Origin of the sequence: Limimaricola cinnabarinus (assembly GCF_002723615.1) — a bacterium.
GTDB lineage: Bacteria > Pseudomonadota > Alphaproteobacteria > Rhodobacterales > Rhodobacteraceae > Limimaricola > Limimaricola cinnabarinus_B.
This window is the reverse complement of the sequence record NZ_KZ304961.1, coordinates 89,219-114,350: the sequence shown is the minus strand read 5'-3', so window position 1 is coordinate 114,350 and position 25,132 is coordinate 89,219. Positions and strand designations below refer to the sequence as shown.

Genomic DNA, 25,132 nt, shown 5'->3' with positions numbered 1-25,132 from the left:
GGCGGCGCTACCTCGCGCTCACCCTGGGCGGGCAGGCCTTTTCGGTGCTGCTCAATTACGGCTCGATCGCGCTGCTGGGCAGCCTTTCGGTCGCAAGCTCCGAACGCGAGCCCGACCCCGAGATCCGCTTTCACCGCACGCGCCGGATGCTGCTGGCGATCCAGCGGGGCTTCGTTTCGGTGCTGCCATGGTCGCCGCTCTCCTTCTCGGTCGCGATCACCGGCGCGCTGCTGCCCGCCGCCCCCTACAAGGCCACGGTGCTGCCGGCGATGGTGACCGGGCTGATCGTCGCCGGGACCGGCTGGGCCATGGACCAGATCTTCAGGCCCCGGCTCACCACCACCCCGGTGCGTCATTCGCCCGAGGGCGGGCCGGGCGCGGTGCTGCCGCTTCTGGCGCTCCTGGCGCTCTTGGGCCTGCCGGTCTGGCTCTTGCACGTGGCCTTCGGGGTGCGCGTGGTGGGTGCGGTGCTGCTGGTGGTGCCGCTTCTGGCGCTGGGCTGGGTGCTGCTTCAGGCGGGGCCGCGCGGCGCCTGGGGGCGGGCGGGGCGCTTCGCGGCCCAGGAGCTGCCGCGCTACCGCCCCGAGCTGACGCTGCTGATGATGGCGGGCTATATCGGCACCGCCGGGGCGGGGCTGATCGCGCCGCATGTGGCCGATTTCGCCCCCCTGATCGCGGCGCTGCCCGGCCCGGTGATCCTCGCGCTCCTGGTCTGGTTCATCCCCGTCACCGGGCAGCTCGGCATGAACCCGATCCTGGGCGTGACGCTGCTGTTTCCGCTGCTGCCGAGCGCGGAGGCGATGGGCGTCAGCCCCGTGGCGCTGTTCATCGCGATCACCGCCGGCTGGGCGCTCTCGGGCATCACCTCGCCCTTCACCGCGACGACGCTGCTCACCGGCAGCTTTGCCAAGAAGAGCGCGCTGCATGTCGGGTTGAAGTGGAACGGCGCCTATGCACTGGTCACCGGCACGCTGCTGACGCTCTGGGCCGTGGGCTTCGGCCTGTGGGCCTGAACGCGCATTCAGGGCCTCTTCTTCGCCGGCCTTACCCCCCTTGCTGGTCCGAAAAGGCGGGAGGGGGCCACTAGACCTCGGCAGCCGCGTTTGGTTGGATCTGCGATCAATTTTCACGGGAGACAACGCTCATGTGGGATCAGCGATACGCTGCGCCGGGGTACCTTTTCGGGACCGATCCGGCCCGGTTCCTCTCGGAGCATGCAAACCACCTGCCGCAGGATGGCCGCGTTCTCTGCGTCGCGGATGGCGAGGGGCGCAACGCCGCCTTTCTGGCCGCGCGCGGTCTCGATGTCACCGCCTTCGATGCCTCGCCGGTCGCGATCGGCAAGGCGCGGAAACTGGCCGAGGAGCGGGGCGTCACCGTTCATCACGCGCTTGCCGACATAGATGACTGGGACTGGGAGCCCGGCGCATACGACGCCGTGGTCGCCATATTCATCCAGTTCGCGCCCCCCTCGATGCGCAAGCGGATCTTCGAGGGCATGAAGCGGACCTTGCGCCCCGGTGGGGTCCTGATGCTGCATGGCTACCGCCCCGAGCAGATCGCTCATGGCACCGGCGGCCCGCCGGACGCGGAGAATCTCTACACCGAAGACCTGCTCGAAAAAGCCTTCGGTGACTTCGAAATCCTCCGCCTCGCCTCATATGAGCGCGAGATCGAGGAGGGCAAAGGCCATGTCGGCATGTCCGCCCTGATCGACCTCATCGCCATCAAGCCGTAGCCGGGCCGGCTGTTCCGCTATCAGGAGGGCGCTCCGAATCGCGCGGGGCGCGCCTCCCTCGAACTCCCTTTGCCCGAGGACGCGGCCCGCGTTCCTGCTGGCCAGCTCGTCGAAGGTGTCGAGATGCGCATAGGCGCTCGGGGCGACGTAAGAAGCCTCGGCCAGACCGCCGCCCTCGTGGATCTGCGCGCCGATCCCGTCGCGCAGATCCACGAGGCAGTCGCGGCTGTAGCGCCGGACCTGCTCCATGTTGGTCGGATGGCCGCGGCCGGGGAGGACCTCCACCGGCCTGGCATGAAAGAGCGAGCCCGGATACCGGGCGGCGAACAGCGTCGGGGCGGCCAGAAGGCCGGGACCCTGTCCCACCGTCTTTCCTCCGCTGCGCGCTCGGGCGGAGCCTCTGGCGGGCACGAATGGTATGGCGGGTGGCAACGGTCCAGCCCGTGCCACCCGCGCGGGCTCAGATCACGGGCATCAGATGATGCGCACCTGCGTGCCGACCGGGGCGATCTCGAACAGTTCCGCGACCATCTCGTTGTAAAGGCCGATGCAGCCATCCGAGGAGGGCCGCCCGATCTTGCGCGTGTCATGCGTGCCGTGGATCAGGTAGGCGGGCCAGCTGAGATACATCGCATGGGTGCCGAGCGGGTTGTCGGGGCCGGGGGGCATGTAGTGCAGCTCGGGGTTGCGTTCGAGCATGCTCGGCGTCGGGGTCCAGTCGGGGCCGACCCGCTTGCGGACGATCTCGGTATAGCCGCGCTTGGTCAGCTCCTCGGAGATCGGGATCGAGGTCGGGTAGACCCGGTAGTCGGAGGCATCGGCGTTCCAGTAGTGCAGCGCCCGCGACGATGTGTCGGCGACAATGGTGGCGATGCCGAGCGTGTCGAAGTGATCCCGCCAGTCCTGCGTGCGAAAGCTCGACACGTTGCGCTGCACCGGGGCCTGTGCTGACTGGGCGCGCAGCAGCGCGGGGCTGGCCAGCGCGGCCGCGGCGGCGGCGCCGCCGAGAAGCGCCTGGCGGCGGGTGGGGGTGATGCTCATCTTGTCTGTGCTCCTGTTCTGGGGGGGAAGGCCGGGGGGTGGGAAAGGCCGCGGCCGCCATGTCCCGGCCTTGGAAAAAGGGATCAGCCGCGCGCCGTTGCGACCGCGTTCTCGAGCCCGGCCTTGTCCATCGCGCCCGGATAGATCGCCGTGCCGATGATGAAGGCGGGGGTGCCGCGCAGGTGGAAGGCCGCTGCCTGCGCGCTGTTGCGGGTCAGAAGCCCGTCCCAGGTGCTGCGGTTCTCGCGGTAGGCGGCGTCGAGCGCCGCGACATCGAGCCCGGCCTCGGTCAGCGTCTCTTCGATCAGCGTCTCGTCGAGCCGGCCCTCGGTCGCCATCAGCGCGTCATTCGCGGTCAGGTAGGAGTCGAGCGAGGCCGCGCCGAGCGCCAGCTGCGCGGCCCGCACCGAGGGCGCGCCGAAGATCGGCCAGTCCTTCATCACCAGCCGGACATTGCCGTCCGCCTCGACCACCTCCTTCAGGACCGGGTGGTTCGACTTGCAGTAGGGGCATTGGTAATCGAAGAACTCGACGATGGTGACATCGCCCTCGGGATTGCCGAGCACCGGGTTGGCGGGGTCGAACATCACCTCCTCGATGGTCGGGTGCATCGCCCCGTCCTGCGCCTGGGCGGAGGGGCGCGTCGCGGTCCAGAGCGCGGTGCCGCCCAGGGCGAGCAGGCCGCCGGTGAGCGCGGTGCGGCGGGTGAGCTTGGTCATGTGGTCTCTCCTTGGTTGGTCGTCCGCCGGGAGGCGGGCAGGGGCGACGGGTCGGGATCGTGTGCAAGATCGTGTGCGGGATCGTGTGCGGGGGCCGTGGCGCAGGCCGCCGGGATCGGCATCCGCGCGGGCGGCTCCGGCCACCGCCGGGGGCGCAGGGCCGGGCTCATGGGGCGGCCCCTTCGAGCGCGTCGATGCCCGCCTGCAGCTGTGCGCGGGAGATTTCGCCGGTATGGGCGGTCTGCAGCCGGCCCTCGGCGTCGAAGAACAGGGTGGTCGGCAGGCCGAGCAGCTCGAACGTCTCCATCACCACCCCTTCCGGGTCGCGCAGCATGCCGGCCGTGCCGAGCGACTGCTCCGCGAGGTAGCGCTCGATCACCGCCGCCGTCTCGCCCTGGTTGACGAAGAGGATCTGCGCGCCCTCCGTTTCGGCGGCGACCTCCATCATCATCGGCAGCTCGCGGCGGCAGGGCGGGCACCAGGTGGCCCAGAGGTTGACCACCAGCGGCCGGCCCGCCGTTTCGGCCAGCGGGTAGGGGCGGCCCGACAGCTCGGTGAGGTGGATCGCGGGCAGGCGGCCGCCCGCCTGGTCGGGCAGCGCGGCCTGCGTCACCGCGACCCCCGACCCTGCAAGGCCGGCGGCCAGCAGCAGCGGCGGCAGCGCCTTCGGGTGGCGCAGCAGCGCCGCGACCAGCGCGAGGGCCAGCCCGAGCAGGCCCGCCCACGGCGCGAAACCGCCCTGCCAGAGCTTGAACACGTCGAGCGGCGCCGCGCGGAAGCTGTCGGCCTGCATCGCCACGAACCCCGCCCGCGCCGCGATCACCCAGCCGAGCACGGCGATGAGCGACCAGCGCCGCAGCGCCTCGGCCTGCGCCGGACGGCGCCAGGCGGCGATCTCGGTGGCGGCGATGAAGACGAGCACCGCGACGACGGCGAGGAAGCGTTCGCCCGAGAACACCAGCGGGCCGATCGCGACCGCGCTCATCGGATCGCCCGCGCAGAGGCGACGACCTCTTCAACCCCCGGCTCGCCGATCAGGCGGCTGCCCGGGGCCTCGCGCCCCGCCGCGTCGAGAAACACCATGGTCGGCGGGCCGACCGAGCCGAGGTGATCGAGCAGCGCCTGCCCCGCGGTGTCGAACTCCGACAGGTCGGCGGCGATGAGCGTGGTGTCCGCCAGCGCCTCGCGCACCGCCGGGTCGGGCCAGAGACGGCGATCGATCACCTTGCAGGTGACGCACCAGTCGGCGGTGACGTAGATCATCGCCGGCCCGTCGGCCTGCGCCAGCGCGGCGTCGAGTTCCGGCACCGAAGCAACGGGGGTGAAGGCGATCTCGTCCGAGGCGGGGCCGGGCGCAGCCGCGGCCGGGCGCAGGCCGGCCAGCGGGCGCATCGGGTCCTGCCCGCCCGCGGCGGCGCCGAGCCCCATGAACACGGCGACGAGGATCGCGGCGAGACCGGCGGTCTTTCGAAGCCGCGGCGCCGCGCCGGAGCCCGGCTCCAGCCGGTCCAGCCCGCCGATGAAGACGCCCGCGCCGAGCAGCAGCGCCGCCCAGAGCGCCAGCACGGCGGGGCCGGGCAGCAGCCGGCCACCGAGCCAGATCGCCATGCCGAGAAAGACGACGCCGAAGGCGGCCTTGACCCCCTCCATCCACGCGCCCGCCCGCGGCAGCATCCGCGCGCCGAAGGTGCCCGCGATCAGCAGCGGCACGCCCTGACCGAGCCCGAGAGCGAAGAGCGCGCCCGCGCCGAGCCAGGCGTCGCCGGTGCGCGCGATGTAAAGGAGCGCGCCCGCCAGCGGCGCGGTCACGCAAGGCCCCATGATCAGCGCCGAGGTGAAGCCCAGCGCCGCGGCCCCGCCCAGCGTGCCGCCCCGGCCCGCGCCGACACCCGACAGCCGGGCCGTCCAGGCCTGCGGCAGGCGCATCTCGTAAAGGCCGAACATCGACAGCGCCAGCGCCACGAAGATCACCGCGACCACGCCCACGGCCCAGGGCGATTGCAGCACCAGTTGCAGGTTCTGGCCCGACCAGGCGGCGATGAGCCCCAGAAGGCCGAAGGCCGCCGCCATGGCGAGCACGTAGACGCCCGAGAGCAGCGCGCCGCGCCGGGCGCCGACCGTGCCGTCCTGCCCGGCCAGCAGCCCTGCGAGGATCGGGAACATCGGAAAGACGCAAGGGGTGAAGGCGAGCAGCAGCCCGAAGCCGAAGAAGCCCGCCAGCACGAGAATCGGGCCGCCGCGGGCGCTCAGACCGTCGAGCAGGCCGCTGTCCTCGGCCAGGGTGATGCCGCCCCCGGATGCCTGTTCGGCCACCGTCTCCTCGGCGGGGGCGGGGGCGGGGGCAGGAGCGGCCGGGTCCGCCCCGGCGGCGGGCGCGGCCGCGGCCTCGATCGCGGGCAGGGTGTCGGTGACCGGCGGGTAGCAGATCCCGCCATCCTGGCAGCCCTGATAGGTCACGTGCACCGGGCCTTGCACCGGCCCGATCCGCGCCTCGGCCTCTTGGAAATACACCTCGACCGTGCCGAAGGTCGGGTCGTCCTGGGTGATGCCGGGCTCGGTCTCGAGCGGCAGCGTTGCCCCGTCCCCGGTCTCGGCGGAGAGGTAGTCGCGGTAGAGATAGTAGCCCTCGGCGATGTCCCAGCGCAGCAGGCGGCTGCCGTCCGGCTGCGGCTCGACCTCGAGCGCGAAGGCCTCGCGCGGGTCCATCGGCGGCGATTGCCTGTCGAAGGCGTCGCCCTGCGCGAGGGCGGCGGCGGCGAAGAGGGCAAGGGACAGCGCCGCGAGAAGCGGGGCGATGATGGCGCGCCGCAGGGCGGCAGGGTAGGGTGAGATCCGTGTCATGACGCCCCGATCGGCGGGCTACCTTAAGCGACCCTTAAGGCCGGTGGCGCAATGGCGGCGGCAAGGATGACAACCGGAGGCCCGATGCGGATTCTGATCGTGGAAGATGACGAGACGCTGGCCGACGGGCTGAGCGTCGGGTTGCGGCTGCAGGGCTTCACCCCGGAGCTGGTGACCTGCTGCGCCGATGCGCGCGAGGCGCTGGCGCAGGGCGGCTTTTCGGCGGTGGTGCTCGACCTGATGCTGCCCGACGGCTCGGGGCTCGACCTGTTGGCCGCGCTGCGGGCGGGCGGCGACCGGGTGCCGGTGCTGCTGCTCACCGCGCTCGACCAGGTGCGCGACCGGATCGGCGGGCTCGACGCCGGGGCGGACGACTATCTCGGCAAGCCCTTCGATCTCGGCGAGGTCAGCGCCCGGCTGCGCGCGATCATCCGCCGCGCCGAGGGGCGGGCCAGCGCGCTGCTCGAATGGAACGGGCTGCGGCTCGACCCGTCGCGGATGCGCGGCGAGATGGCGGGGCGCGAGCTGCGCTTTTCGCGCCGCGAATTCGCGGTGCTGCGCGCGCTGATCGAGACCCCCGGCGTGATCGTCGAGAAGGACCGGCTGGAAGAGCGTCTCTATGGCTGGCAGGAGGGGGTCGAGAGCAACGCCGTCGAGGTGCATGTCCACAAGCTGCGCGCCAAGCTGGGGGCGGGCTTCATCGAGACGGTGCGCGGCGTCGGCTACCGCCTCGCGGAGGCGCGGCCATGACCTCGATCCGGGTGCGGCTGTTCGCCATCCTGCTGGCGGCGACGGGGGCGGTCTGGCTCTCGGCGGTCTGGTGGATCCAGCACTCCACCCGGGCGGAGGTCGAACAGGTGCTCGACGCGCGGCTCGCCGAGGCGGCGCAGATGGTCTCTTCGCTGATCTCCGACCGGCGGATCGACGTCACCACGGCCGGGCCGGTGGCGCGCGACCTGCCCGTGCCGGCGGCGGGCGCGGACTATGCGCGCCAGCTGTCGTGCCAGATCTGGTCGCTCGACGGGGCGCTGCTGGGCGCGTCTGCGAGCGCGCCCTCGGGGCGGCTCGCGGCCGAGCAGACAGGCTTTTCCGACAGTCTCGTCGATGGCGAGGCCTGGCGGGTCTACACCATGATCAACGAGGATCTGGGGCTGCGGGTGATGGTCGGCGACCGGCTCACCGTGCGCGACCGCCTGGTCGCGGATGTGGCGCGCGGGCTGCTGCTGCCGGCGCTGGCGATCCTGCCGGTGCTGGCGGCGCTGATCTGGATCAGCGTCGGGCGCGGGCTTGCGCCGCTCGGCCGGATGGCGCGGGCGCTGGGGCAGCGCGCGGCCGAGGATCTCGGCCCGGTGGCGGCAGGCCCGCTGCCGCGCGAGATCCGGCCCATGGGGGCGGCGCTCGACGGGCTGTTCGCCCGCGTCGCCGCCGCCCGCGCCCGGGAAAAGAGTTTCACCGCCTTCGCCGCGCATGAGCTGAAGACACCGCTTGCCGGCATCAAGACGCAGGCGCAGATCGCCGCCATGGCACCGGACGAGGCGACGCGGCGGCAGGCGCTGGCGCGGATCGAGAGCGGCGTCGCCCGGACCGACCGGATGGTGCGCCAGCTCCTCGAGCTTGCCGCCGTCGACGGCGCTCCGGCGGGGGGCGGCGAGGTCATCGACGTGACGCGGCTGGTGTCCGATCTGGCGCAGGACATGCAGCGCCTGGCCGCCGGGCGGGAGGTGCGGCTGGTGCTGAAGGTGGCGCCGGGCCTGTTCTGCCGGATCCCCGATCCGGTGCTGCCCGCGGTGGCGCTGCGCAATATCGTCGAGAACGCCGTGCTGGCGAGCCCGGCGGGCGAAGAGGTGGTGATCGAGGGCGTGGCGCGGGATGCGCGGATCACGCTGTCGGTGCTCGACCGCGGCCCCGGCATCCCCGAAGCCGAGCGGACCCGCGTGACCGAGCGCTTCTTTCGCGGCACGAGCGCCCCCGCGGGCGGCAGCGGGCTGGGGCTGGCGATCGCGCAGGTGGCGGTCGAGCGGCTCGGCGGACGGCTTGGCTTCGCGCCGCGGACGGGCGGTGGCGAGGCCGTTCGGATCGCGCTGCCCTGCGCCGGACCGGACCGCGAAAGCGGCAGGACCCCGAAAGGCAAGGACGCGGCCGCGCGCGCATAAGCCTGCCTTGGGCGCGGTGCACCGGTCACGGCAAGGACGCACGCCGACCGCTGACGGGGCGGGGGCTTCGGGCCTCGTCGTAGCGATAGAGCGCACCCTTCGCGCTCTCCGACATCGTGCCGGCCCATGGCGTGCCGTCCGGTCCGGCGATCATGTCGTCGAGGTGGTTGCCCGCCAGATCCGGTTCGGGGTCGTGCAGGATCTCGACCCCGCCGGTACCGCTTTTCGGACCCTAGCGGTGCAACGCCTCGCCGGATCACAGGCATTCGTGCAGCGGATCCCGCAAGAGGGCTTCGCCGCAACCGGCTTTGGCGGTATCACCCCAAATCGGCGATGACACATGCACTTCCCCTGAATAATGTATGATAAGTGATGCCTAGAGTACGAATTGGCGGAAAGTCTTGACATCTGCCACATTCGATATGAACGGTTCGGCATGACTGCGATCGGGCCCATTGCGCTTTCCGCCGGGGAGGACAGCGTCGAGACCTCCTCGTCCTCGATCCATGCCGCCATCCGCCACGATATCCTGTCCGGCGCGCTCGAGGCCGATGCGCGGCTGAAGGTCTCCGAGCTTGCGAAGCGGCACAGGACATCGACCAACCCGGTCCGCGAAGCGCTGCAACAGCTGCGCGGCGAGGGGTTGGTGCTGTTCGTTCCCAACCAGGGCGCGCGGGTGCGGCCGATCGACACCGAGTTCGTGCGCGACGTGGCCGAGGTCGGCTACCAGCTCGAGCCCTATCTGCTGAAGCTCTTCGTCGAGACCGCCAGTGCCGAGGGCATCGCCGAGCTCGAACGCATCGAGCAGGAGATCGAGGGGCTGAACTTCAAGGACAAGGCGCGCCGCCATGAGGGGTGAGACGGGCTGCTGCGGGCCCCGGCGGGAAGGCTCCTGCGCGCCGCCCGTCGTGCCGCCCGTCGTGCCGCCTGCCGCGCCGCCCGTCGCGGAGCCCGGCAAGCATCTGCGCAACTGCGTGGCCGTGCCCGGCGGTGTCGCGCTGCTCGGGACGATGCGGCCCATGATCGAGGGCGATGTCGAAGGCCCCGCCATCCACAAGCGTGTCAGGGATCTGTGGTGGGAGGCCGGGGCGATCAGCGTGGGGCAGTTCCGCCGCTTCGTCGCCGCGACCGGCCATGTCACCGTGGCCGAGCGGCTGGGCTGGTCCTTCGTCTTTCACAGCCATGTTCCGGGCGGCGTAAAGGGCACGCTGGGCGTGGCGGGGCTCGAATGGTGGCGCCGGATCGACGGAGCGGACTGGGCTCATCCGACGGGGCCCGAAGGCGAGGCCCCCGCGGAGGATCTGCCGGTGACGCATGTCGCCTGGCAGGATGCGCGGGCGTTTGCAAGCTGGGCCGGCGGTCGGCTGCCCAGAGAGGTGGAATGGGAGCATGCCGCGCGCGGGGGATTGGGCGATGTCCGGTTTCCCTGGGGCGATGATGAGCCCGGGGAGGAGGGCGAGCACCGCCTGAACATCTGGCAGGGCCGCTTTCCCTCCCAGGATACGGGCGCGGACGGCCATACCGGGCCTGCGCCGGTGATGGCCTTCGCGCCGAACGGCTACGGGCTTCACCAGATGGTCGGAAATGTCTGGGAGTGGACGGCCGAGCCCTTCCGCGTGCGCTCCGCATCGAGCGCGGGCCGGCGGATCAACGCGGAGGCCAGGGGGCGGAAGCTTCTCAAGGGCGGCTCGTTCCTGTGCCACCGCAGCTATTGCTACCGGTACCGTATCGCCGCTCGTACCGGCAACACGCCCGACAGCACGAGCGGCCATACGGGGTTCCGGGTGGTCTATGATGCCCCACCCGGCTGAGGATCAGTCGAACGGGTGCAGGTGCTGCTCGGTCCGGGCGCGAGATCCATCCGGCGCGCCGGATGGATCTCGCGCCCGGCCTCTAGGCCGCACCGGGCGAGGCGGCTGCCTCACCTTGCGGCGGAAGATGGATCTCGTGCCGCATGCCGGGCAGGCTGCGGCTTTCGATCCGGGCGCCGATCTGCGCGCAAAGCCCCGTCACCAGCCCCGCGCCGAGGCCCGAGGCCGGTTCCGCCTCCGCATCATTGCCCGCCCCATCTCCCGGCCCGATCCCGTCATCCGAGACGATGACCCGGATCGCGCCGTCCTGCGCCGTCTCCAGGCGCAACCCGATCCGGCCGCGATTGGCGGGAAAGGCGTATTTGAGGGCATTTGTGACCAGCTCGTTGACCACCAGCCCCAAGGGCACCGCGCGGCCCAGGTCGAGATCGACCGGCACGGTGGTGCAATCGAGCGCGATGTCGGTGCCCTCCAGCGCCGAGCGGCGCAGCTTTTCGGCCATCTCCTCCAGATAGGCGTCGAATCGCAGCCGCCCGGCATCCTCGCCGAAGCCCAGCTGCGCATGCAGGTCGGCCACCGCCTCGATCCGCTTGGTCGCCGCCTCGAAGCATTCGGGCCGGCCCGAGCGGTGCGCCTCCAGCCGCAGCATCGACAGGATCAGGTGCAGGTTGTTCTTCATCCGGTGGTTCAGCTCCGAGAGCAGGATCCGCCGGCGCTCCAGCTCCGCCTCGCGCTCGGCCTCGCGCTGCCGTTCGGCGGTGACGTCGGTCAGCGCGCCGATCAGCCGGGTGCTGCCGTCGAAGAGCCGCACCATCCGCCCGCGGGTGCTGAGCCAGCGCGTCCGCCCTTCGGCGTCCCGCACCCTGTAGACCCCGGCCGTCTCCGCATCCTCCTCCAGCACGGCGCGCAGCTGCGCGCGCATCGCCTCGCGGTCCTCAGGGGCCAGCCGCGCCAGAACCGCGGCCAGCGGCCATGGCGCCTCGTCCTCGGGCAGGCCGAAAAGGGCGGCGGCGCGGGGGCAAGCGGTGATCTTGCGGGTCGCGGGGTCGAGCTCCCAGCTGCCCAGATCGGCGAGATCCGCGCTCATCCGCAGCAGCATCGCGGCGCGGGCGCGGGCCTCTTCGCGCCGGTGCTGCTCGGTGGTGTCGAAATTCACCCCGGTCAGCCGGACCGGGCGGCCCTGCGCATCGCGCGCGAGCCGGCCGCGCCCCTCGATCCAGCGCAGCCCCGTTTCGGGATGCATCACCCGGAACGACATGGTGAGCCGCTCCATCTCGTCCGAATCGAGACATTCGCGCAGATCCGCCGCGCAGCGCGCGCGGTCCTCGGGGTGCAGCTGCCCCATCCAGGCCGCGATCAGCGTGTCGGGGTCGCCCTGCGCGCCGAGATCCGGCGACAGGCCGTAAAGCCGGAACATCTGCTCGGACCATGTCACCCGGCCGGCGGTCATGTCCCAGTCATAAAGCCCCAGCGCCGCGCCCTCCTGCGCCAGCTCCAGCCGGTCCTGTGCATGGGCGAGCGCCTGCAGCGTCTCGCGCCGCTCCGTGATGTCGACGCAGCTGCCGATATAGCCGAGAAGGCGGCCCTGCGCGTCCAGCCGCGGCTTGCCGGTGTCGAGAAACCAGCGCCACGCCCCGTCATGCCGCCGCAGCCGGTATTCGGCCTGGAAGGGCTGGCCATCGCTCAGCGCCGAGGCATAGCCGTCGAGCGCGGGCAGATCGTCGGGGTGGATGCCGGTGAGCCAGCCGCCGCCGATCTCCTGTTCGAGCCTGCGGCCGCGAAAGTCGAGCCAGGCGGTGTTGAAATAGGTGCCTTCGTAATCGGGACCGGACAGCCACATCGGCAGCGGCGCCTCGTCCAGCGCGGCGAGAAAGCCCGCATCCTCGCGATGCCGCCCGGTTCTGTCGAAGCTGCCCGTCTCGATTGCTTCCATCGCGCCCGCCCGTGCTCCCTCCCGACCCATACTTTGGTGTAGCCCCAAGCCGCCCCGCTTGCCAAGATTGCCGCGTCTTGCCCCACGATCGGCGGATCGGCGCCGAGATGCGCGGCGGGGTTGCAGGCTGCCTTGCATCTGCACCGCGTCGGTTTCGGACCCCGAAATGGCGTGCATGGAATTGACCGGGCGCCGCCGAGCCTGTCGCCTGACATCATGTCAGCAGGAGTGCCCATGGGACCGCATGCCGCCCCCTTCGACCGCCCCGAATACGACCGCCGCCTCGCCGCGACCCGCCGGGCCATGGCCCGCGCCGGTCTCGACGTGCTGTTCGTCACCGACCCTTCGAACCAGAACTGGCTCACCGGCTATGACGGCTGGTCCTTCTACGTGCATCAGGGCGTGATCCTGCCGATGGAGGGCGAGCCCTGCTGGTGGGGCCGGATGCAGGACATGGCGGGCGCGCAGCGCACCGTCTGGATGGGAGAGCCCTGCATCCTGGGCTATGACGACCGCTACGTGCAGTCCTCCACCCGTCACCCGATGCAGGATCTCGCCGCGCGGCTGATCGGCATGGGGCGGGGGCGCGCCCGGATCGGCGTCGAGATGGACAACTACTACTATTCCGCCAAGGCGCATGCCGTGCTGGAAACGGCGCTGCCCGATGCGACGCTGGTGGATGCGACGGCGCTGGTGAACTGGCAAAGGCTGGTGAAATCGCCGCCCGAGATCGCGATGATGCGCCGAGCGGCGCGGATCTCGGAGACGATCGCGCATCTGGCGATCGAGCTGGCCGAGCCGGGGCTGCGCAAGAACGAGCTGGTGGGCGAGGTGATGCGCGCCGCCCTGCGCGGTGTGGGCGACGACTGGGGCGATTATGCCGCCATCGTGCCGCTGATGCCCTCGGGCGCCGATGCCAGCGCGCCGCATCTGACCTGGAACGGCGAGGAGATGCGCCGCGGCGAGGCCACCTTCTTCGAGCTGTCGGGCTGCGTGCGCCGCTACCACGCGCCTTTGTGCCGCACCGTGCATCTCGGCCCGCCCCCCGCCGAGATGGCCCGCGCCTCCGAGGCGCTGACCGAGGGGCTGGAGGCCGGGCTCGCCGCCGCGCGGCCCGGCAACACCACGCAGGACATCGCCGCCGCGCTGCACGCGCCGCTCCGGCGGATCGGCATCCATCGCCCCAATCGCTGCGGCTACCCGGTCGGGCTCAGCTACCCGCCCGACTGGGGCGAGCGCACGGCGAGCCTGAGGAAGGGCGACCTGACGGTGCTGGAGCCGGGCATGACCTTTCACTTCATGCCGGGGCTGTGGATGGAGGGCTGGGGGCTGGAGACGACAGAAACCATCCTGATCCGCGAGGAAGGCCCGGCCGAGACGCTGTGCGAGCTCGACCGCAAGCTCTTCGTCAAGCCATGAGCGCGCTGGACGAGACCATAGCGCTCCTGTCGCGCATGATCGCGCATCCCACCGTGTCGGACCGGGGCAACCGCGATCTGGTCGAATTCCTGGCGATCCGCCTGCGCGCCGATGGCGCGCGGGTCCGCATCCTGCCCGATATGGGCGGCGAGAAGGCCAACCTGCTGGCCAGCGTCGGGCCAAAGGCCGATGGCGGGCTGCTGCTGTCGGGGCATCTCGACGTGGTGCCGCCGGGCGAGGGCTGGTCCTCGGACCCGTTCACCCTGCGCCGCGCGGCGGGGCGGCTTCACGGGCGCGGCGCGTGCGACATGAAGGGCTTCGTCGCGGCCTGCGTCACCATGCTGCCGCGTCTGGCGCGGCGCGGCGCGCCCGTGCATCTCGCGCTCACCCATGACGAGGAGGTGGGCTGCCTCGGCGCGCAGGCGCTGGCGCGGGCGATGGCCGCCGAGGGGCCGCGCCCGGCCATGGCGATCATCGGTGAGCCGACGCGGATGCGGGTGATCGAAGGGCACAAGGGCTGCTTCGAATACACCACGCGCTTCACCGGGCGCGATGGCCACGGCTCGGCCCCCGATCTGGGGCTCAATGCGGGCTGGGCGGCGGCGCGCTTCGCGCTGCGGCTCGAGGCGCTGGCGGGCGAGCTCAAGGCGATGCGGCCCGAAGGCGTGTTCGATCCGCCATGGGCGACGGTCAGTTTGGGCCGGATCGAGGCGGGCGTGGCGCGCAACGTGATCGCGGGGCAGGCGGCGGTGGAATGGGAGATGCGGCCCGTCTCCGAGGCCGAGGCGCGCCACGTGAAACAGGCGCTGGCCGATCACGCCGAAACGGAGATGGCGGCGCATCCGGGGCTTGTCATGAAGACCGAATGCTTCGGCGAGGTGGCGGGGCTGGAGCCGCGCGCCGCCAATGAAGCGCGCGACCTCATGCTGGAGCTGGTGGGCGGGACGCCCGGCCTCGTGCCCTTCGGCACCGAGGCCGGGATCTGGCAGGCGCTCGGCATGGATGCGGTGCTCTGCGGTCCGGGCGACATCGCGCAGGCGCACCGGCCCGACGAGTATCTCGAAGAGAGCCAGCTCGCCGCCTGCCTCGACATGCTGGGCGCGCTGGCCGCCCGGCCCTGAGGGGCGGACGACCCGGTGCCGCGCCTCACTCGGTGGCGGGCGCGTCCATGTCATGGCCCGTCTCGCCGTGATCCATGTCGCCGTGATCCATGTCGCCGTGATCCATCGCGCCGTGGCCCATGCCGCCTTCGGCACCGGCCTCGGGCCGCGGCTCGACCACGAATTCGACCGCGACCTCGCCGGCCTCTTCGAAGATCAGCGTCGCGGGAAAGCGCGCACCGGTCTCGAAGGGGGTGTCGAGCCCCATGAACATCACGTGCCCGCCAAGGCCCGGCGCCAGCGACACCGTCTCGCCCGGGGCGATGTCGATGCGCTCCAGCGGCTGCATCGACATCATGCCATCGGCCTCGACCGACTCGTGCAGGCTCACCTTCGGAAAATCGGCCTCGACGCCGATCAGCGCATCCGCCGTCTCGCCGTCATTGCGGATCGTGAGGTAGCCCGCGCCGGTGGTCGCCCGGCTGGCCGTCTCGATGGCAAAGGGGTGCAGCACGGTCAGGCCACCGGCCTCGAAATCATGCGCCTGCGCGGCGCCGGCAAGGCCAAGGGCCGCGATGAGGGCGAGGGGGCGGAAAATCATGGTATCATCCTTGAAACGAGTGCGCCGCATCGGCGCGCGCCTTGCTCATACCAGCGGCGCGGCGAAGCAAAAAGCGACGGCTCGCCGCAGCTTGGCCCGCATCCCGCGCCTGCACGCATTGACCCCGGCCCCTTCCTCTGCGCCTGTGTCGGCCTAGTCTGAAGCGAACTCCGGGCCAGAGGAGCAGGGACCATGACATCATCCGCACCGCCACGCGACGAAACCGCGCTCGCGCCCTTCGTGGGCGCGGTGGCGCGCGGGCCGGGCCGGGGCCGCCACCTCACGCGCGAGGAGGCGGCGGAGGCGCTGCGGCTGATCCTCGACGGCACCGCCGCTCCAGAGGCGGCGGGCGCGCTCCTGATGGTGATGCGCTACCGCGGCGAGAGCGCCGAGGAGATCGCAGGTTTCGCCGATGCGCTGGCCAGCGGCGCGGATTGGCGCCGCGCGGCACCCGCGCTCGACTGGCCCTCCTATGCCGCCGGGCGCACCCGCGGCCTGCCGTGGTTCCTGCTTGCGGCCAAGCTGGTGGCGGGGGCGGGGCACCGGGTGGCGCTGCATGGCTGGAACGCCCATCGCCACGAGATCCGCGACGCGCTGCCGGGCCTCGGCATCCCGGTGGCCGAAAGCGGCGTGGCGCTGGGCGCGGCGCTCGACAGCGCCTCCATCGCCTATGTGCCGCTCGAAGCCTGGTCGCCCGGCGGCCACCGGCTGATCCGCCTGCGCGAGGTGTTCGGGCTGCGCTCCTGCATCAACACGGTGCTGCGCGTCGCCAACCCGTTTGGCGCGGACGCGCAGGTGCAGGGCGTGTTCCACCCCTCCTACCGGGGGCTGCAGACCGATACGGGCGCGCTGATGGGTCAGCGCAACCTGATGATCCTCAAGGGCGCGGGCGGCGAGTTCGAGCGCAACCCGTCGAAGGAGATCGAGCTCTTTGGCCTGCTCGACGGGGCCGAGGTCGACCTGACCGCGCAGGCGCTGCGCGACGAGACGCGGCGGCTGGCCGATCCGGGCGGGCAGGCGGGCGATCTGCGCAGGCTCTGGGCCGGCGAGAGCGACGACGCCTTCGCCACCGCGCTGGTCACCGGCACCGCCGCGCTGGCGCTTCTCGCCCTGCGCGCCGCGCCCGGCCTCGCCCGCGCCGAGGCGCTGGCCGAGGCGCTGTGGCAGGCGCGCGACCGTGCGGCATTGCCCGGGGAGCGCGCGGCATGAAGGCCTTTCCGATGTTCCTCGCCACCACCGGTCGGCGCATCGTCATCCTCGGCGGCGGCGAGCAGGCGGCGCAGAAGGCGCGGCTCGCCATCCGCACCGATGCCGAGATCGTCGTCGCCGGCTTCGAGTTCGACGACGAGCTGCGCGCGCTGGCCGAGGAGGGGCGGCTGCGGCTCGTCGATGCGCATGAGATTCACGCCGACCTGTTCGAGCGCGCCGCCATCACCTTCGTCGCCACCGGCTCGGCCGGGGCCGACGGGGCGCTGCACGCGCTGGCCAAGGGCTTGGGCGCGCCGGTGGTCAACGTGGTCGACCGGCCGGCGCTGTGCGACGCGCTGACACCCTCGATCGTCGATCGCGACCCGGTGGTGGTGGCGATCGGCACGGAAGGCACCGCCCCGGTGCTGGGCCGGCAGATCAAGACGGCGGTGGAGACGATGCTGGAGCCGCGCCTTGGCGCGCTGGCCGCGCTGGCGGGGCGGATGCGCGGCGCGGTGGGGCAAAGGCTCGCCCCCCGCGCGCGGCGCGATTTCTGGGTCTGGGTGTTTTCCGGCCCCGTCCGCCGCGCCCATTCCTCGGGCTCCGAGCGCCGCGCCGCGCAGCTCTTGAAGGCGCGGCTGGAGGAGGGGCCGGGCGCGGCCGAGGGCGCGATCGCCTATGTCGGCGCGGGGCCGGGCGAGGCCGACCTCATGTGCCTGCGCGGCGTGCGCCGGATGCAGGAGGCGGACCTCGTGGTACATGGCCCCGATCTGCCCGCAGGCATCCTCGAACTGGCCCGCCGCGACGCCGAGCGCCGCGTCGCCCCCGATCCGGTCGCGGTGGCGCTGGAGGCGGCGCGGGACGGCGCGCGGGTCGTGCTGCTCGCCCCCGGCGCGGGGCGCGAGCTGCCGCAGGCCTTGAGTGAAGCGCAAGGGCTCGACATCGAGCACGTGCCCGGCATCGGCTGAGCCGCGTCAGACCACGGTGACGTGGGTGCCGATGGCGACGTTCTCGTAAAGCGCCATCACGTCCTCGTTGCGCAGCCGGATACAGCCGTTCGACACCGACGAGCCGATGGTCTCGGGGTTGGTCGTGCCGTGGATGCGGTAATAGGTGTCGCGCCCGTCGCGAAAGAGGTAGAGCGCCCGCGCGCCGAGCGGGTTCTTTGGCCCGCCGGGCACGCCATCGGCGTATTGCGCGTATTTCTCCGGCTCTCGCGCGATCATGTCGTCGGTGGGCCGCCAGGAGGGCCATTCGGCCTTGCGCTGGATCACCGCGCCGCCCTTGAACTCCAGCCCCGCGCGCCCGACGCCGACGCCGTAGCGCATCGCCACGCCCGGGCGGCGGATGTGGTAGAGGTGGTAATCCTCGGGGATCACGTAGATGTCGCCCGGCGCGAGGCCGGGATGAACGCGGACCTCGGTCGGGCGCAGGGCGGCGCGGTCATGCGCCAGCGCGCCACGCGCCAGCGGCGTCGAGAGGGCTGCGAGAAGCAGGCTGCGGCGGGTCAGGGTCATGCGGGGTCTCCTTGTCGCGCATCCGTGCCCCGGGCGGGATCGGGGCGCGGTCTCGCTCCAAGGAAGGGCCGGGGGGCGCGATGGTCAAGAACCCTCGGGCTGTTATCCGATGACGCCCCTTGCCGGACTGGGGTTTCGGCGCGGGCCCCGCCTCAGAAGTCGCGCGGGGCGGCGCCGTCCTGCCAGGGCTTGATGAGGTTGCCAAAGCGGGTGAAGCGGCCCTCGAAGCTGAGATCGACCGAGCCGATCGGGCCGTGGCGCTGCTTGCCGATGATCACCTCGGCCTTGCCGTGCAGACGCTCCATCTCGTCCTGCCAGACCGCCATCTTGTCCATCTCGTGGTCGCCCGGCTTCTCGCGCTCCTTGTAGTATTCCTCGCGGAACACGAACATCACCACGTCGGCATCCTGCTCGATCGAGCCGGATTCGCGCAGATCCGAAAGCTGCGGGCGCTTGTCGTCACGGCTTTCCACCTGGCGCGAGAGCTGCGACAGCGCGACGACGGGAATGTCGAGCTCCTTGGCGATGGCCTTGAGGCCTTGGGAAATCTCGGAGATCTCGTTGACCCGGTTCTCGCCCTTGCCGGTGCCCTTCACCAGCTGCAGGTAGTCGACGAAGAGCGCATCGAGCCCATGCGTCCGCTTGAGCCGGCGCGCGCGGGCGGCAAGCTGGGAGATCGGCAGGGCGGGGGTGTCGTCGATATAGAGCGGGCAACTTTCGAGCTGCTTGGCGGCGTCGACGAAGCGGCGGAACTCGGTTTCGGTCATGTCGCCGCGGCGGATCTGCTCGGAAGGGACTTCGGAGGCCTCGGAAAGAATACGCGCGGCGAGCTGCTCGGCCGACATTTCCAGCGAATAGAAGCCGACCACGCCGCCATTGACCGCGCCCTCGGTGCCGTCGGGGGTGATGCCGCGCTTGTAGGCCTTGGCGATGTTGAAGGCGATGTTGGTGGCGAGCGAGGTCTTGCCCATCGAGGGACGCCCGGCGAGGATCAGGAGGTCAGAGCGGTGCAGGCCGCCGAGCTTCTTGTCGAGATCGACGAGGCCGGTGGAGACGCCCGCGAGGCCGCCGTCGCGCTGATAGGCGGCATTGGCGACCTTCACCGCGTCGGTGACGGCGCGCAGAAAGGACTGGAAGCCGCTTTCGGAGGTGCCCTGCTCGGCGAGCTTGTAGAGCTTCTGCTCGGCCTCGACGATCTGCTCCTTGGGCTCGGAGGAGACCTCGACCTTGGCGGCGCGGTCGGCGATGTCGCGCCCGAGCCCGATCAGCTCGCGGCGGATCGCCAGGTCGTAGATCATCTGCGCATAGTCGCGCGCGGCGAAGCCCGAGATCGCGGCACCGGCGAGGCGGGCGAGATAGGCGGGGCCGCCCAGCTCCTTGAGCCCTTCGTCGTCTTCCAGAAAGGTCTTGAGCGTCACCGGCGAGGCGAGCGCGTTCTTGGCGATGCGCTGGGCCGCGACGTCGAAGATGCGGGCATGGACCGGATCGTAGAAATGATCCTTCGACACGATCATCGCGATCCGGTCGAACACGTCGTTATTGGTCAGGATCGCGCCAAGGAGCTGCTGCTCGGCCTCGATCGAATGCGGCATCTGGTCCGGCTTCGCCTCTTCGAGCGCGCCCGGACGGAATGTCGTGATCTCGTTCATCGCATCTACCCCATGGCCCCGCACGCCGTGCCCGCGGCGCGTATCGACGCTGATAGACAGCGATGGGGCGGGGACGCAACTTGTATAAGGCTGTGGAAAACCGGTGGAGAAGCCGCGCCCTGCCACATATTGGCGCGCGCGGCCCCCTTGGGTCAACATCTGGTTTACGCCGGGGCAGTCTGATCGGCTATTCCAAGCCGACCGTCACTTCCTAGCCACGCGCCGCGGCCCAGCTCGCGGGGTTGCGCAGGTAGCGTTCGACCTCGTCGAGCGTGTCCTTGTCGAAGGCTTCGGAGCGGCGCGCCTCGGCCAGCACGTCCCACCAGGTGCACAGGTGGATGAGGCCGATGCCATGCTCGGCGAGGGATTCGGTCACGCCCTCGAAGATGCCGTAATAGAAGATCACCGCCGTCCAGTCGCAGCGCGCGCCGGTGTCGCGGATCGCCTCGACGAAGGAGAGCTTGGAGCCGCCATCGGTGGTCAGATCCTCGACCAAGAGCGCGCGCTGCCCCTCGCTCATCGCGCCCTCGATCCGGGCGTTGCGACCGTAGCCTTTCGGCTTCTTGCGCACATAGCTCATCGGCAGCGCCATGCGCTCGGCCACCATGGCGGCAAAGGGGATGCCCGCCGTCTCGCCGCCGGCGATGTTGTCGAAGGCCTCGAAGCCCGCCTCGCGCATGATCTGGACGCTGAGGAAATCCATCACCGTGGCGCGGATGCGCGGATAGGAGATGAGCTTGCGGCAATCGACGTAAGTGGGCGCCTGCTTGCCGCTTGCATGGGTGAAGGGCTCGGTCGCGTTGAACTGGACCGCGCCGATCTCCAGCAGCATGCGCGCCGTCAGCCGCGCGATCTCGTCCTTCGGGGGGTAGCCGGTGGGAATCATCGGTATCTCTTCGTCGTGAGGGTCAGTCTTCGACGCGCCAGTGCAGCGCGAAGCCGGGATCGAACAGTGTGACGGGGCCGTCGCCGGTCTCGATCCGCTCGGGGTAGGTGACGGGATCGCCCTTCACCATGGTGATGGTCTCCTCGTTGGGCGGCAGCTTGTAAAAGCGCGGCCCGTTGAGCGAGGTGAAGGCTTCGAGCGCGCCGAGCCGGCCCGCCGCCTCGAACACCTCCGCGAGGCAGGACATGGTGTTGGGCGCGGTGAAGATGCCGGCGCAGCCGCAGGGCTGCAGCTTGGCCGGATCGCTGTGCGGCGCGCTGTCGGTGCCCAGAAAGAAGCGCGGATCGCCCGAGACCGCCGCCTGCACCAGCGCCACGCGGTGCCGCTCGCGCTTGGCCACGGGCAGGCAGTAGTAATGGGGCTTGATGCCGCCGGCGAGGATGTGGTTGCGGTTGATGATAAGGTGATGCGTGGTGATCGTCGCGGCGAGGTTGCGCGGGCTGTCGCGCACGTAATCCACCGCATCCGCCGTGGTCACGTGCTCCATGACGATGCGCAGGTCCGGCGTCTTGCGGCGGATCGGCTTGAGCACACGGTCGATGAACGCCGCCTCGCGGTCGAAGATGTCGATCGCGCCGTCGGTGACCTCGCCATGCACGCAAAGCGGCATGCCGATCTCGGCCATGGTTTCGAGCACCGGGCGCACCTTGTCGAAATCGCGCACGCCGGAGGCGGAGTTGGTCGTGGCCCCGGCGGGGTAGAGCTTCACCGCCGTGGCGATGCCGTCGCGATGGGCGCGGCGCACATCCTCCGGGTCGGTCTCCTCGGTGAGGTAGAGCGTCATCAGCGGCGTGAAGCCCGAGCCTTCGGGCAGGGCGGCGCGGATGCGGCCGCGATAGGCCTCGGCCTGCGCCGCGGTGACGACGGGCGGCACGAGGTTGGGCATGATGATGGCGCGGCCGAAATGGCGGGCGCTCTCGGGCGCCACGGCGTCGAGCATCGCGCCGTCGCGCAGGTGCAGATGCCAGTCATCGGGGCGGCGAAGGGTGATCGAGGTGGGGCGTGCGTCTTTCATGGGCCTTGCCTTACACCGCGCCGCGGGGCCTGACCATAGGTCACGGGTCCGGCGGCGCGCGGCGGGCTCAGCCCGCGCGCGACACCGCGGCGGGCCGTGGCCGGGCGGCTTCGGGCAGGGCGCGCAGCCGCTCGGCGAAATGCGCCGCCTCGTTGGTCCGCAGGCCGCGCTGGCACAGCCGCGCCACCCAGTCGGGCCGGTCGAGCGATTCGACCTGACGCAAGAGGCCACGCAGGTAGAGCGCGTTGTCGTGCCGGGCGCGCCAGAGCCGGGCAAAGGCGGCGCGGTCGAGCCGGTCTTCCATCGCCAGCTCCAGAAGCTCGGGGATGGCGCCGGTCTGGTCGAGGATCTGTTCGAGCCGGGTGCCGGCATGGGCGGCGCGCAGCGTCGTCACGTTGGGCCGCCGGAACAGCGCCGCGTGGATCGAATCGGCGGCGTGGCGCGGGTCGTGCAGCACCACGGCCCGCGAAGCCGCATCGAGCATGTCGGGCGCATAGCCGTAGCGGCTGGTGAAATCGAGCCGCCGCGCCGACAGGTGCCGCCTGTCCCATCCCGCGATCTCGGGGTCGAGCGTGGCCACGGGGCGCAGCGCCAGCACCCGCGCGCCGGGGGCGGCGACCGAATAGGCGGCGGCGGCGTAACCGCCCGCGTGGTGGCCGTAGAACAGCACCCGCTCGAAATCCTCGAAGAAGCCTTCGTCGACGAGCCGGTCGACATAGCCCCAGACGCGCGGCGTGCGAAACCAGCCATCGCCATCGGCGATGAGCGACAGCACCGACCAGCCATTGCGCGCCCAGGCCTCCAGCCCGCGCGGCAGGGCGCGCGGCCTGCGCCGGATCGCCTCGCGCGTCTCGAAGGTGATCAGCAGCCGCGGCCCCGCATCGATGAACAGCGCCGCATGATCGGAGCCGAGCCGTTCGTAATAGCCATGCTCTTCGCCGATCCGGTCGAGACCTGCGTGCCAATCCGCCGGGGACAGGCCACTCAGGTCGAGATCCGGAACGGTCGTGGTGTCGGTCATCTGTCGCTCCGTCGCTTGGGGAGGCGCGATGCGGCCTCCCGTGGCTGTCCAAAATCTTGCGCGATTACGGCGGAAGTTGGCAAGTCGGGTGCTCATTTATCGTCGCGGCCCGGGCCTTCCGTCGCCGCATGTCGGGCGGGTGTTATTGCATAGCCAGGGGGCAGGAGGGAACTGGAGGAGGTGCCGCATGCGTTGCCACCACGACGCCGTCGTTGTGGATCACGCCGCGCGGCCCGAGAGGAGATACGAATGACGCGAACCTATCGAACCGGCACGGCACTGGCGGCCAGCCTGTCGTTGCTTCTTCCCCATGCGGGGGCTTTCGCCCAGGCGCAGGGCGCTTCGGGGCAGGCCGGCGCCACCGGCCCGCTGTTTTGCATCGACGGCGCCACCCCGCCCTGCGAGCAGGAGCCGCAATCGGGCGTGCCGCTGCTGGAGCTGCCGATCGAGGCGCTGCAGGCGCTCGCGGCCGAGGCGCAGCTCGACGACGCGCTGCTTGCGCCCTACGGGCTGTCGGTGGAGCTCCTGGGCGAAGGCACCAAGAAGGAGATCCGCCAGGCGCTGAAGGCGGCCCGCCAGGCCGAGCGCCGCGCGACCCGCCGGGCCGAACGCCAGGCCGAGGCCGCCGCGGAGGAGCAGGGCGACGTAGCCGAGGCGCAGGCGGATGCCGAAGCGCAGGCCACCGCGGACGCTGAACAGGTCGATGAAGAGGCCCGCAAGGCCGAGCGCCGCGCGGCTCGCAAGGCCGAGAAGCAGGCGGAGATCGAAGCGGCCGCGGAAGTGGAGGCCGCCGCCGAGGCAGAGGCTGAGGCTGAGGCTGAGGCTGAGGCTGAGGCTGAAGCCGAACAGGCCGATGAGGAGGCCCGCAAGGCCGAGCGCCGCGCGGCTCGCCGGGCTGAGAAGCAGGCCGAGGTCGAAGCCGCCGCGGAAGCGGAAGCCGCCGCCGAGGCGGAGGCAGAGGCTGAAGCTGAGGCTGAGGCTGAGGCTGAAGCCGAACAGGCCGAGGAGGAGGCCCGCAAGGCGGAGCGCCGCGCGGCGCGCCGGGCCGAGAAGCAGGCCGAGATCGAAGCCGTCGCGGAAGCGGAAGCCGCTGCCGAAGCGGAGGCAGAGGCCGACGCGGAAGCGCAGGCCCGCAAGGCCGAGCGCCGTGCGGCGCGCAAGGCGGAGAAGCAGGCTGAACTCGAAGCTGAAGCCGAAGCCAACGCCACCGCGGAAGCCGAAGCCGAAGCAGAAGCAGAAACGGACGCCGAAGCCGAAACCGACGCGCAGCCGAAGCTGACGGCCGAGGAGCGCGCGGAGCGCCGGGCCAAGCGGGCGGCCCGTCGGGCCGAGCGCCGCGCCCGGGCCGAAGAGGAAGAGGTCGATCCCACGGCGAACGAGCCGCAGGAAACCGTCGCCGCCGCCGGCGGCACCGAGGCGCAGCCCGCGGGCGAGGTGACCGAGACCGAGATCGACGAGGAGAACTCGCGCCAGAGCGACGAGGAATTCGAAGCCGCCGTCGGCGCCGAGGCCGAGATCGAGGCCGGCGAGGATGATGACGGTCTGTCGAACTTCCAGAAGGCGCTGCTCTTGGGCATCGGCGCGGTGACCGTGGGTTCGCTGCTCAACAATGGCCGCGAGGTCGTCGCCAATACCGGCGACCGGGTGGTGGTCGAGGGTGATGACGGGCTCGAGATCTACCGCGACGACGATGCGCTGCTGCGCCAGCCCGGTGCCGATCTGCGCACCGAGACCTTCTCGGACGGCTCGACGCGCTCCACGCTCACCCGCGAGGACGGCACGCAGGTCGTGACCATCCGCAACGCCGAAGGCCGGGTGCTGCGCCGCAGCCGCATCTTCGCCGATGGCACCGAGGTCGAGCTGTTCGACGATCTGGCGCAGTCCGAGCCGGTCGATGTGCGCAGCCTGCGCGAGATGGAGCCCGAGCCGGTCACGGTTTCGGCCTCCGACCGCGAGGCGCTTCTGGCGGCCCTGCGGGCCGAGCAGGCGGTCGACACCGGTCGCAGCTACAGCCTGCGCCAGGTGCGCGAGATCCAGGCGGTGCGCGCGCTCGTCCCGGCGATCGATCTCGACACGCTGACCTTCGACACCGGCTCGGCGGCGCTGCGGCCCGAGCAGGCCGGGGCGCTGGTCGATCTCGGTCTGCTGATCGAGGACCGGCTGGCCGAGAACCCGCGCGAGGTGTTCCTGATCGAGGGGCATACCGACGCGGTGGGCGATGACGCCTACAATCTCGCCCTGTCGGACCGGCGCGCCGAGACGGTGGCGCTGGCGCTGACCGAAACCTTCGACATCCCGCCCGAGAACCTCGTCGTGCAGGGGTACGGCGAGCGCTATCTCAAGGTGAACTCCGAGCAGAGCGTCGAGGCGAACCGCCGCGCCACGGTGCGCCGGATCACGCCGCTGCTGCAGCAGGTCGCCTCGGCGCAGTGAGGCCCCT

At 71.2% G+C, this 25,132-nt stretch carries 23 protein-coding genes; 11 read left to right on the top strand and 12 right to left on the bottom strand.

The window, feature by feature from the left end:
* Positions 1–1,013: hypothetical protein (locus tag CJ301_RS11865; protein WP_099277552.1), on the top strand; the 1,013-nt coding region annotated here is incomplete at its 5' end.
* Positions 1,014–1,144: 131 nt separating this feature from the next.
* Positions 1,145–1,738, top strand: a complete 594-nt coding sequence (locus CJ301_RS11860; protein WP_099277550.1) for a class I SAM-dependent methyltransferase — start codon at positions 1,145–1,147, stop codon at positions 1,736–1,738.
* On the opposite strand, the gene CJ301_RS19390 is transcribed toward CJ301_RS11860, so the two are convergent.
* The 5 genes from CJ301_RS19390 to dsbD form a co-directional block, all read right to left on the bottom strand.
* Complete coding sequence (locus CJ301_RS19390; RefSeq protein WP_099277548.1) at positions 1,658–2,104, bottom strand: hypothetical protein; 447 nt, start codon at positions 2,102–2,104, stop codon at positions 1,658–1,660. The two genes, CJ301_RS11860 and CJ301_RS19390, sit on opposite strands and share 81 nt — an antisense overlap.
* A gap of 108 nt (positions 2,105–2,212) precedes the next feature.
* A complete protein-coding gene (locus CJ301_RS11850) occupies positions 2,213–2,779 on the bottom strand; it encodes a L,D-transpeptidase (protein WP_099277546.1) in 567 nt (188 codons plus the stop codon).
* Between the two features lie 83 nt (positions 2,780–2,862).
* Complete coding sequence (locus CJ301_RS11845; protein WP_099277545.1) at positions 2,863–3,498, bottom strand: DsbA family protein; 636 nt, start codon at positions 3,496–3,498, stop codon at positions 2,863–2,865.
* Positions 3,499–3,664: 166 nt separating this feature from the next.
* Complete coding sequence (locus CJ301_RS11840; RefSeq protein WP_099277544.1) at positions 3,665–4,483, bottom strand: TlpA disulfide reductase family protein; 819 nt, start codon at positions 4,481–4,483, stop codon at positions 3,665–3,667.
* Positions 4,480–6,339 carry a protein-disulfide reductase DsbD gene (dsbD, locus tag CJ301_RS11835; RefSeq protein ID WP_099277542.1) on the bottom strand — a complete coding sequence of 620 codons (1,860 nt, stop codon included), beginning with the start codon at positions 6,337–6,339 and terminating at the stop codon, positions 4,480–4,482. Before dsbD ends, CJ301_RS11840 begins: the two co-directional genes overlap by 4 nt.
* 84 nt (positions 6,340–6,423) lie before the next feature.
* On the opposite strand from dsbD, the gene CJ301_RS11830 reads away from it, so the two are divergent.
* From CJ301_RS11830 to CJ301_RS11815, 4 genes are all read left to right on the top strand, one after another.
* On the top strand, positions 6,424–7,089 hold the full coding sequence (locus CJ301_RS11830; protein WP_099277541.1) for a response regulator: 666 nt from the start codon (positions 6,424–6,426) through the stop codon (positions 7,087–7,089).
* Positions 7,086–8,492, top strand: a complete 1,407-nt coding sequence (locus CJ301_RS11825; protein ID WP_099277539.1) for an ATP-binding protein — start codon at positions 7,086–7,088, stop codon at positions 8,490–8,492. The genes CJ301_RS11830 and CJ301_RS11825 overlap by 4 nt, the downstream gene beginning before the upstream one ends.
* A 436-nt stretch (positions 8,493–8,928) precedes the next feature.
* A complete protein-coding gene (locus CJ301_RS11820) occupies positions 8,929–9,351 on the top strand; it encodes a GntR family transcriptional regulator (protein ID WP_099277537.1) in 423 nt (140 codons plus the stop codon).
* A complete protein-coding gene (locus CJ301_RS11815; protein WP_099277536.1) occupies positions 9,341–10,303 on the top strand; it encodes a formylglycine-generating enzyme family protein in 963 nt (320 codons plus the stop codon). The genes CJ301_RS11820 and CJ301_RS11815 overlap by 11 nt, the downstream gene beginning before the upstream one ends.
* An 82-nt stretch (positions 10,304–10,385) precedes the next feature.
* Here CJ301_RS11815 and CJ301_RS11810 read toward each other — a convergent pair whose 3' ends face one another.
* Complete coding sequence (locus CJ301_RS11810) at positions 10,386–12,236, bottom strand: PAS domain-containing protein (RefSeq protein WP_162620510.1); 1,851 nt, start codon at positions 12,234–12,236, stop codon at positions 10,386–10,388.
* A 234-nt stretch (positions 12,237–12,470) separates the two neighbouring features.
* Between CJ301_RS11810 and CJ301_RS11805 the strand changes: the two genes are divergently transcribed.
* Both CJ301_RS11805 and argE read left to right on the top strand, forming a co-directional pair.
* Positions 12,471–13,655, top strand: coding sequence for a M24 family metallopeptidase (locus CJ301_RS11805; protein WP_099277533.1), 1,185 nt, complete (start codon positions 12,471–12,473; stop codon positions 13,653–13,655).
* Positions 13,652–14,776: an acetylornithine deacetylase gene (gene argE / locus CJ301_RS11800; RefSeq protein ID WP_099277532.1), complete on the top strand. Its 1,125-nt coding sequence runs from the start codon at positions 13,652–13,654 to the stop codon at positions 14,774–14,776. The genes CJ301_RS11805 and argE overlap by 4 nt, the downstream gene beginning before the upstream one ends.
* A gap of 25 nt (positions 14,777–14,801) precedes the next feature.
* On the opposite strand, the gene CJ301_RS11795 is transcribed toward argE, so the two are convergent.
* On the bottom strand, positions 14,802–15,356 hold the full coding sequence (locus CJ301_RS11795) for a copper chaperone PCu(A)C (RefSeq protein WP_173812356.1): 555 nt from the start codon (positions 15,354–15,356) through the stop codon (positions 14,802–14,804).
* Positions 15,357–15,548: 192 nt separating this feature from the next.
* On the opposite strand from CJ301_RS11795, the gene CJ301_RS11790 reads away from it, so the two are divergent.
* Positions 15,549–16,565, top strand: a complete 1,017-nt coding sequence (locus CJ301_RS11790) for a glycosyl transferase family protein (RefSeq protein WP_099277530.1) — start codon at positions 15,549–15,551, stop codon at positions 16,563–16,565.
* On the top strand, positions 16,562–17,512 hold the full coding sequence (locus CJ301_RS11785; protein WP_099277529.1) for a siroheme synthase: 951 nt from the start codon (positions 16,562–16,564) through the stop codon (positions 17,510–17,512). The genes CJ301_RS11790 and CJ301_RS11785 overlap by 4 nt, the downstream gene beginning before the upstream one ends.
* A gap of 6 nt (positions 17,513–17,518) precedes the next feature.
* Here the strand turns inward: CJ301_RS11785 and CJ301_RS11780 are convergent, their stop codons facing one another.
* The 5 genes from CJ301_RS11780 to CJ301_RS11760 form a co-directional block, all read right to left on the bottom strand.
* On the bottom strand, positions 17,519–18,061 hold the full coding sequence (locus CJ301_RS11780) for a L,D-transpeptidase (RefSeq protein ID WP_099277527.1): 543 nt from the start codon (positions 18,059–18,061) through the stop codon (positions 17,519–17,521).
* Positions 18,062–18,213: 152 nt separating this feature from the next.
* Entirely contained in the window at positions 18,214–19,710 is a 1,497-nt protein-coding gene (locus CJ301_RS11775; RefSeq protein ID WP_099277526.1) for a replicative DNA helicase, read from the bottom strand.
* 211 nt (positions 19,711–19,921) lie between these two features.
* Positions 19,922–20,596: an orotate phosphoribosyltransferase gene (locus tag CJ301_RS11770; RefSeq protein WP_099277524.1), complete on the bottom strand. Its 675-nt coding sequence runs from the start codon at positions 20,594–20,596 to the stop codon at positions 19,922–19,924.
* Positions 20,597–20,618: 22 nt separating this feature from the next.
* Positions 20,619–21,671 carry a dihydroorotase gene (gene pyrC, locus CJ301_RS11765; protein ID WP_099277523.1) on the bottom strand — a complete coding sequence of 351 codons (1,053 nt, stop codon included), beginning with the start codon at positions 21,669–21,671 and terminating at the stop codon, positions 20,619–20,621.
* Between the two features lie 67 nt (positions 21,672–21,738).
* Complete coding sequence (locus CJ301_RS11760) at positions 21,739–22,692, bottom strand: hypothetical protein (protein WP_099277522.1); 954 nt, start codon at positions 22,690–22,692, stop codon at positions 21,739–21,741.
* A gap of 249 nt (positions 22,693–22,941) precedes the next feature.
* Between CJ301_RS11760 and CJ301_RS11755 the strand changes: the two genes are divergently transcribed.
* Entirely contained in the window at positions 22,942–25,125 is a 2,184-nt protein-coding gene (locus CJ301_RS11755; protein ID WP_099277521.1) for an OmpA family protein, read from the top strand.
* Positions 25,126–25,132: the final 7 nt, after the last annotated feature.